Origin of the sequence: Protofrankia sp. CiT1 (assembly GCF_917627335.1) — a bacterium.
Taxonomy (GTDB): domain Bacteria; phylum Actinomycetota; class Actinomycetes; order Frankiales; family Frankiaceae; genus Protofrankia.
On record NZ_CAKJTP010000020.1, the window covers coordinates 9,236 to 17,078 of the forward strand.

Here is a 7,843-nt window from a genome sequence, read left to right on the forward strand (position 1 = left end):
TAAGAGCGCGTGTGAGACCGTCATTCCGGCTCGCCGCGTCCAGGCGCCCCCTGGCCCCGCGACGTCGCGTCCCCTCTTGAGCGGCCGCCGCCGGGATCGTCACGGCGCGGTCGCGGTCAGGCCGCTGGCAGGCCGTCAAGAAGGGCGATCAGGTCTCCTTCCTGAACGACGTCGCCCTCCCGCACCGCGATCTGGGCGACCCGGCCGCCGTCCTCGCTGAGTACCGGGATCTCCATCTTCATGGAGTCGAGAATCACCAGTGTGTCCCCGGCCGACACCGTGTCACCGACACCGACCACGACCTTCCACACGTTGGCGACCATCTCGGCTCGAACTTCCTCGGCCACGGCTCCCCTTCCTAGGGCGTGTTTCGAAAGCCATCTGTCCGGCTCGCCACGTCCAGGCGGCCTCTGGCTGCGTTCTCGGCCACACCGATACAACTCATCCGGTATCGGTGTGGCCTGCGGCCTTGCCAGGAACCACCTGGACGCGGCTCCCTGATCGAACCACGACTTCCGAAACACGCCGTAGTCCCGACCGGACAAACGCGCACCGTGAGCGTAGTGCGCACGTGGACCTGACCGCTGCGCGCCACGGCGACAAAGAAAATCCCGGTTAGAGCACTGATTCACCCAAATCCAGTACTGGCCGGCAGCTGATTGTGATCTTCCGACGCTCGGCCAGGGAGGCGGCGCGGGCAAATCAGACATGCCGGAATGTCGCCCCTGCGCCGCGGCACGGCGCGGACGAAGCACACTACGAGGGTGTTCGTTCTCCTTGTGCTCGTCCTGGTCGGTGGTGCCACGGTCGGGCTGATTCGCGGTGGGACGCCAGCTGCCCTGGTGCGGATCTATGTGGCGCGCCCACGGGCGCTCGCGGCCGCGTTCGCGGCGCTGCTCCTCGGGCAGGTCGTCCCCGGCACCTACGCGGCCGGCTGGGTGGTGGCAACGGTCGCGGTGGCATTCTTCGCGGCGGCGAACCCCCGGCTGCCAGGCCTCGGCCTGCTGCTGGCAGGCATCACGCTGAACACAGTGGTGGTCCTCGCCAACAGCGGTCAGATGCCGGTGTCGCGCTGGGGAGCCGACCGCGCTGGCGTCGCGTTCAGCGACGTGCGGGGGTCATCCCAGTACACCCCCGGGGACACCGCCACGGTCCTGCGCCCGGCAACGGACGCAATACCGCTGGCGTTCCCACCCGCGCCAGCGGTGGTCAGCATCGGCGACGTCCTGGTCGCCGCCGGGGCAGGGCTGTTCGCGGCGGTCGCGCCAGTGCGGGCGCGCCGCACGCTGGCAGCCCGCCGCATCCATACCGCACGGCCCGGACACCCCGGCGCGGCCGGTCCCGCGGCTCCAGATCCCCTGGCCTCGACCGCGGCGGCACTGTCAACCGACGGCCCGTGACAGGATGACCGGAGCCGAGTTGATCGAAACGGAAGGAGAAAGGAGGTACCCGACGTGGCGAAGAAGAAGCGCAAGCGACGCGCCCGCGCCAAGCACAAGGCCAACCACGGCAAGCGCCCCAACACCTGAGCCGGCGCCGGCGGGCCGCGGTTGAACGTCTTACCAGGATCCACCGCGGTCCGGTCCCCGCTCTCGCCCGGCCAGGCGGCGCGACGGCTACCCGCCGTCGACAGCCTCAGAGCGTGTGTGAGATCGGGCTTTCGATCAGTGAGCCGCGTCCAGGCGCCGCCTGGCAAGGCGGCAGGCCGAAGCGATACCGGATGAGTTGTCTCGGTGTGGCCGACAACGCGGCCAGGGGGCACCTGGACGCGGCAAGCCGGAATGACGATCTCACACGCGCTCTCAGCGGGTGCTGACGCGGGGCCGCAGCCAGGCGACGGTCTGGCCCAGACCGTCATCAAGATGAACCCGCGGCTGCCACCCGACCAGCCGCCGTGCCTTGCTGATATCGAGCTCGATCCGCTGGAGCTCCCCGGGACGGGACGGGGCGAACTCCGGGACGTCGGCCACCCCGATGATCCCCGCGATTCTGCTGTGCAGCTCCCGGACGGCCGTCTGGGTAGCGGTCCCGATGTTGAGCCGTTCGCCGTTGGCCGCCGCCGCCGAGACCGAGCGGGCGAACGCGTCCGCGACATCACCGACGAAGACATAGTCACGGGTGGTCAAACCATCACCGAAAATAACGGTCGGCCGCCCCTCGAGCATCGCCGTCCCGAAGATCGCTACCACACCGGCCTCGCCGTGCGGATCCTGGCGTGGCCCGTAGACGTTGCCAAGCGCCAGCGCGGTCGTCCCCAGGCCGTAGGTCGATCGATACACGGACAGGTACAGCTCGCCAGCGGCCTTCCCAGCCGCGTACGGCGACTCGGGAGCCACCGCGGCGGTCTCGTCGACCGGCAGCCGCCGGGGCGTCCCGTAGATCGAACCACCGGACGATGTATGGACGAACTTCGCGACGCCGGCCCGCCGGCTCGCCTCCAGCATGTTGATCGTTCCAAGCACGTTCAGGCGGGCATCAAGAAGTGGGTCCCGGATACTCACCCGCACATCGATCTGCGCCGCCAGATGCAACACCGCATCCGGGCGAACGCGCCCCACCATATCCACCACTTCAGGCGAGGTGATATCGATCTTCTCGAACGAAAACCGGACATCACCGGAGGCCTGGGCCAGGTTCTCAAGGCGTCCGGTGGACAAATCGTCGATTCCGACGACGTCGTGGCCATCAGCCAGCATACGGTCCGTAACCGTGGAGCCGATAAAACCAGCCGCGCCAGAGACAAGAATACGCACGGCACCACAGCCTAACCACTACGGACTGAACATCAGCGGACAGGCGCCCTACTCGGCGCGAAACTCCGACCTGGCCGCGTCGGCTCTCGCGGCCCGCAAACGCTCCAGTACACTCCTGCGCAGGGCGTCGGGAGCTCGCTCACCCCCGCATCCGCGGGCTACCAGGAGCTTCACCTCGTGCTCCACGCCGAACTGGCGAAGACACGGGGAACATTCGTCCAGATGTGAACGAATCAGATACTTGTGATCAAAATCGATCTCACCGTCGAGATACAGATAGACGGCTTCCAGCACCTTCCGGCAGTCGACAGCATGCGGGTCACCACAGGTCACAATCCACCGCCATCGCCTTCGGAGCGGCCGGCACGCACCAAGCCCCGCTCGTGGGCATAGTGCTCGAGCGAAGTACGCAGGCTGCGGCGGCCGCGGTGCAGCCGGGACATCACGGTACCTATCGGGGTACCCATAATCTCCGCGATCTCCTTATAGGCGAAGCCCTCGACATCCGCAAGGTAGACCGCAATCCGGAAATCCTCGGGCAGCGCCTGGAGGGCCTCCTTGATATCGCTGTCCGGCAGATGCTCCAACGCCTCGGTCTCAGCACTCTTGAGCCCGCTGGACGTATGCGACTCCGCGTCGGCCAGCTGCCAGTCCTCGACCTGCTCGGTCGGGCTCTGCAACGGCTGGCGCTGCCGCTTGCGATAGGTGTTGATGAACGTGTTCGTCAGGATGCGGTACAGCCAGGCCTTGAGGTTCGTACCCTCCTGAAACTGATGAAAAGCCGCAAAGGCCTTGACAAAGGTCTCCTGAACCAGATCCTCGGCATCGGCAGGGTTCCGCGTCATGCGCAGCGCCGCCGCATAGAGCTGATCGAGAAAAGGCAGGGCGTCTTGCTCGAAACGGCTGGCCCGCTCTTCGGCAGTCTCTTCGACCAGGACCACTCCCTCGTACCTCGGGTCGTCCGCGGGGCGCCGGCTGACAGGCACACAGCCGACCATTGAAACGGACGATACCTTGCCGGGTGCGGTCACGCGGGCGGAAAAACCACCGAGGGAACCAACGGCCGGCGCGCTGCGACAACGACCGGGATCGCTCCCGTCCCCGGCGCGCGGCCGCGCGGGGACGACCGGTACCGGCACGGCGCCGCCGATACCGGGGGTGATGCCGGGGCCGGTACCGGACACCGGCCCACTCGCGAACTGAGCAGTCATCAAACCTCCGAGTGGATGTCCCCGCCGACGGGGAACGACGCGGCCGCTCGGGGACGAAATGCCCCGGTGAGCAGGCTGTTCGCGTCGACGGCCCGAAGTGCCTTGTAGGTTGCGTAACCGTCCGGCCGGGCGCCGGGATTCCCGCCAGCCGGGCCGGGCCGAGGGCCGCCGTACCAACGGACCACCACCGAGGCGGCGCGCGGGCCGGCCAGCCCCGATCCCGTGACGCCTCCCGTACGGGCAACAAAACATGACAGGACAGCCAACACCGCACCATGCATTCAACTACTAATACCACACAAAAACACTACAAAACCTACAGCCGCGGGCGCGGCGGGAAACCCGTGGCACTCACCCGCCGGCTATCTCCAGCAAGGGCACGCCGGGAGGGGATCCACCAGCCACGGTCATCGCCGTGACAGATATGCCACTGTTGATCATTCACATCTGTCAGACTTCCCGGGAGTCCGTGTGACGTGTTTCGCATCTTCTCCCTTCGAAGGGTAGGAAAGGTCCATGCTGCCCCGCCTCGACGCCGAGCCAGATCAGCCGCGCGGACGAACCACGACCCTCGTCTATGAGGCGCCCGCGGACAGCGATGATCCGTACTGGGCGTTCTACGAGGATGTCGCCGCAACTCAGCTGGCCAGCTGGCTGCCAACGGCACAGATCCGGGTGCTGGACGTCTCCGGCCCACGGACGCGGTTCGCGCGCCAAATGGTCGCGGCCGGGCACGACGTCGTGCGGGTCGTCCCCTCGGTGGACCGGCCGAGCCCCGTGCACGGCCGGGAGCAACTGGGCGGGCCCGCCACCGACCAGGGCAGGTTCCTTCAGGTCGCGGGCGATTCCCGCTCTCTCGACTGGTTCGCTCCGGCAAGTTTCGACGCTGTCCTCGCCGAAGGGCGGACGCTGTCGTTCTGCCTGGCGACCGAGACGACCCTGGAAGAGATCTACCGGATGCTGCGCCCCGGCGGGCGGCTGCTGCTGTGTGTCGACTCGCTGTTGCTCGGCCTTGCCCGCCTCGCCGAACAGCACCGCTGGGCCGAGCTGTCGGACGTGCCGCGGGCTGACGTCGTCCTCGTCCCCGCTGAGGACGGCTCCATCACCCGCTGTTTCTGGCCAGAGGAGCTGCACGCGCTGCTGACCAGCGCGGGCCTGGACGTCGACTGGATCCGGCCGCGAACGGTGCTGTCCGCCGAAGCGGTGACGCGCGCCGTCGCCTCGGATGTGTCCTGCTTCCCCACCCTCGTCCGGACCGAAGTCGAGCTCTCCGCCGAACGCGAGGGCGAGTCCATCGGCATCCACCTTGTCGCCAGCGCCCGCCGCCCCGGCTGACAAAGATCATCCCCAGGGCTTCGGGCACGGCGCCGGCAGCCGCTATCCGCGGGAGGTGGCGTGCGGCATGCTGAGGTGATGACCGCCACCACGGACGTGCCCATCGACCCCTGGCCGGCGCCCAGCGTGGATCGACCGGTCGACGCGACCGTGATGATGCCCGGCTCGAAGTCCGCAACCAACAGAGCGCTGGTGCTGGCGGCGATCTCGGACGGCACGAGCCGGCTGCGCCGGCCCCTACGATCACGTGACACGTTGCTCATGGCCGCCGCGCTCCGCCGGCTCGGGGTTGCTGTCGTCGACGACGACGGCGACTGGGTAGTCCATGGTGAGCTCCCGCTGCGGGCGGCCCAGGGCGCTCTGATCGACTGCGGCAACGCCGGCACCGTCGCCCGGTTCACCCCGGCGCTGGCCACGCTTGCCCACGGCGACCTGGTATTCGACGGCGACCCGCACATGCGTGAACGTCCGCTCGGCCCGCTGCTTGACGCGTTGCGGGCACTCGGCGCGCGCATCGACGGCGACCGGATGCCGCTGACCGTCCACGGACGCGGGCGCCTTACCGGAGGCGAGGTGACGGTGGACGCGTCCGCGTCCAGCCAGCTTGTGTCCGGGCTGCTGCTCGCGGCACCCCGCTACGATCATGGTGTGACCGTCCGCCATGTGGGCTCGCGGCTGCCGTCCTGGCCGTACCTGGAGATGACCGTCGCGGACCTGCGTGCGGCCGGTGCCCTGGTCGAGGTTGATACCGACCGGCGGGCGGGGGCCGCGGGGGCCGCGGTGACGGCGCGCTGGTCGGTCGCGCCCGGCCGGATGCTCGCCCACGACCGCGTCATCGAACCCGACATCAACAGTGCCGCCGCCTTCCTCGCGGCGGCGGCCGCGACCGGCGGTCGTGTTGTTCTCGCCGACTGGCCGGCCGCGACCGTGCAACCCGGCCGGATGCTCCCGGACCTGCTGGCCGCGATGGGGTGCGCCGTCACCCGGACAGCGGCCGGTCTCGAGGTACGCGGGCCGCAACGCCTGCGGGGCATCGACGTCGACCTCACCGACTACGGCGAGGCCGCGCCCACCCTCGCGGCGCTCGCCGTCCTCGCCGATTCACCCAGCCGCCTGCGGGGCATCGCGCACCTGCGGCTACAGGAGACCGACCGGCTCGCGGCGCTCGCGGCGGAGCTGGGGCGCCTGGGTGCGGCGATCACCGTGACCGATGACGGGCTGGCCATCTCTCCCGCGCCACTGTCCGGCGCCCGGCTCGACCCACGGGCCGACCATCGGCTCGCCATGGCCTATGCCGTGGTGGGGCTGGTCGTGCCCGGGGTGCTCGTCCACGACATCGCCACGACCGGCAAGACCGTGCCACACTTCGACCGGCTGTGGGCACGCATGCTGGCCGGTACCAGGATGCTGGACGAGACGGTCCGGCAACCATGAAAGCCCGCCGTCGCGGGCTGGAACGGCGCGGGTGAATGCCGCGGGAGCTGGACGAGGACGACGTACGGGTCCGAGCTGGGCGCGGGTCACGGCCACGTACCCGGGAGCGGCCCGACCACGCCGACGCGGTGGCGGCGAGCATCGTCGCGGTCGATCGCGGCCGCTACACCTGCCATGTCACCGGACGGATCGCGGCGACGGCAGCGACCGTGCGGGCGACCAGGGCGAAGGCGCGGGCGGACGATGGGTCGACCGGCCCGCCGCAGTCCACCGGTATCCTGGTCGCCGCCGTCCGCGGCGGCTCGTTACGCCGGACGAGCGTGATCGTCGGCGATGAGGTCGCCCTGGTCGGGGACGTCTCCGGCTCGCCTGGCAGCCTGGCCCGGATCGTCGCGCGAGCTGAACGCCGGAGCGTGCTGCGGCGCACCGCCGACGACACCGACCCCCTCGAACGCCCGATCGTCGCCAATGCCGACCGGCTCATCATCGTCTGCGCCCTCACGGACCCACCACCGCGCACCGGGATGATCGACCGATGCCTGGTCGCGGCCTACGACGGTGGCCTGGAACCGGTGCTCTGCCTCACCAAGGCCGATCTCGCCGACGACGCGCCATTGCGGGAGCTCTACGGACCGCTCGGCCTCCCGGTGGTGACCACCCGGCCGGACAGGAGCGTCGAAGCGCTGACCGCGCTGCTCCGCGGCCGTGTCTGCGTCCTGTTCGGTCATTCCGGTGTCGGCAAGTCAACGCTGGTCAACCGGCTGGTACCGGATGCCGCCCAGACAATTGGCGCGGTCAACGCGGTCACCGGACGAGGCCGGCACACATCGTCCGCGGCCATCGCCCTGCCGATGCCCGGTGGGGGCTGGGTCGTCGACACCCCGGGGGTGCGCTCGTTCGGGCTGGGCGCGGTCCGCGCGGAGCGGGTACTGGCCGCTTTTCCCGATCTGGCTCCGGCCGCGGCCGCGTGCCCGGGTGGCTGTACCCATCAGGCGGGCCTCGCGGACTGCGCGGTCGACCGCGCCGTCGATGACGGGCTGGCGGAGCCCGGCCGGCTCGCGAGCCTGCGCAGGCTCCTTGTCGCCCGCTCCGGTGCCGACCCGGCATAGC

Annotated in this window: 10 protein-coding genes; 5 read left to right on the top strand and 5 right to left on the bottom strand. The window is 69.5% G+C overall.

From position 1 onward, the window contains the following. Positions 1 to 116: 116 nt before the first annotated feature. The gene (locus MJ785_RS05730) at positions 117 to 347 is read right to left on the bottom strand and encodes a biotin/lipoyl-binding carrier protein (protein WP_239310119.1); all 231 of its coding nucleotides are present in this window, start codon (positions 345 to 347) and stop codon (positions 117 to 119) included. A 417-nt stretch (positions 348 to 764) separates the two neighbouring features. Here MJ785_RS05730 and MJ785_RS05735 point away from each other — a divergent pair, with 417 nt between their 5' ends. Together MJ785_RS05735 and MJ785_RS22135 are read left to right on the top strand one after the other, a co-directional pair. After that, a complete protein-coding gene (locus MJ785_RS05735; RefSeq protein ID WP_239310120.1) occupies positions 765 to 1,400 on the top strand; it encodes a DUF5317 family protein in 636 nt (211 codons plus the stop codon). Positions 1,401 to 1,454: 54 nt separating this feature from the next. Then, entirely contained in the window at positions 1,455 to 1,529 is a 75-nt protein-coding gene (locus tag MJ785_RS22135) for a 50S ribosomal protein bL37 (protein WP_369809780.1), read from the top strand. A 273-nt stretch (positions 1,530 to 1,802) separates the two neighbouring features. On the opposite strand, the gene MJ785_RS05740 is transcribed toward MJ785_RS22135, so the two are convergent. From MJ785_RS05740 to MJ785_RS05755, 4 genes are read right to left on the bottom strand one after another with little or no spacing between them, the layout of a single operon-like run. Next, positions 1,803 to 2,753: a GDP-mannose 4,6-dehydratase gene (locus MJ785_RS05740; protein ID WP_239345853.1), complete on the bottom strand. Its 951-nt coding sequence runs from the start codon at positions 2,751 to 2,753 to the stop codon at positions 1,803 to 1,805. A 48-nt stretch (positions 2,754 to 2,801) separates the two neighbouring features. Further along, complete coding sequence (gene rsrA, locus MJ785_RS05745) at positions 2,802 to 3,086, bottom strand: mycothiol system anti-sigma-R factor (protein WP_239310122.1); 285 nt, start codon at positions 3,084 to 3,086, stop codon at positions 2,802 to 2,804. Then, on the bottom strand, positions 3,083 to 3,964 hold the full coding sequence (locus tag MJ785_RS05750) for a sigma-70 family RNA polymerase sigma factor (RefSeq protein ID WP_305039241.1): 882 nt from the start codon (positions 3,962 to 3,964) through the stop codon (positions 3,083 to 3,085). The genes rsrA and MJ785_RS05750 overlap by 4 nt, the downstream gene beginning before the upstream one ends. Then, positions 3,964 to 4,233 carry a hypothetical protein gene (locus MJ785_RS05755; protein WP_239380143.1) on the bottom strand — a complete coding sequence of 90 codons (270 nt, stop codon included), beginning with the start codon at positions 4,231 to 4,233 and terminating at the stop codon, positions 3,964 to 3,966. Before MJ785_RS05755 ends, MJ785_RS05750 begins: the two co-directional genes overlap by 1 nt. Before the next feature lie 247 nt (positions 4,234 to 4,480). Here MJ785_RS05755 and MJ785_RS05760 point away from each other — a divergent pair, with 247 nt between their 5' ends. From MJ785_RS05760 to rsgA, 3 genes are all read left to right on the top strand, one after another. Further along, positions 4,481 to 5,299: a methyltransferase domain-containing protein gene (locus tag MJ785_RS05760; RefSeq protein WP_239310124.1), complete on the top strand. Its 819-nt coding sequence runs from the start codon at positions 4,481 to 4,483 to the stop codon at positions 5,297 to 5,299. Positions 5,300 to 5,377: 78 nt separating this feature from the next. Continuing rightward, entirely contained in the window at positions 5,378 to 6,733 is a 1,356-nt protein-coding gene (gene aroA, locus MJ785_RS05765) for a 3-phosphoshikimate 1-carboxyvinyltransferase (RefSeq protein WP_239310136.1), read from the top strand. Positions 6,734 to 6,768: 35 nt separating this feature from the next. Further along, a complete protein-coding gene (gene rsgA / locus MJ785_RS05770; RefSeq protein WP_239310125.1) occupies positions 6,769 to 7,842 on the top strand; it encodes a ribosome small subunit-dependent GTPase A in 1,074 nt (357 codons plus the stop codon). Position 7,843 lies beyond the last annotated feature (1 nt).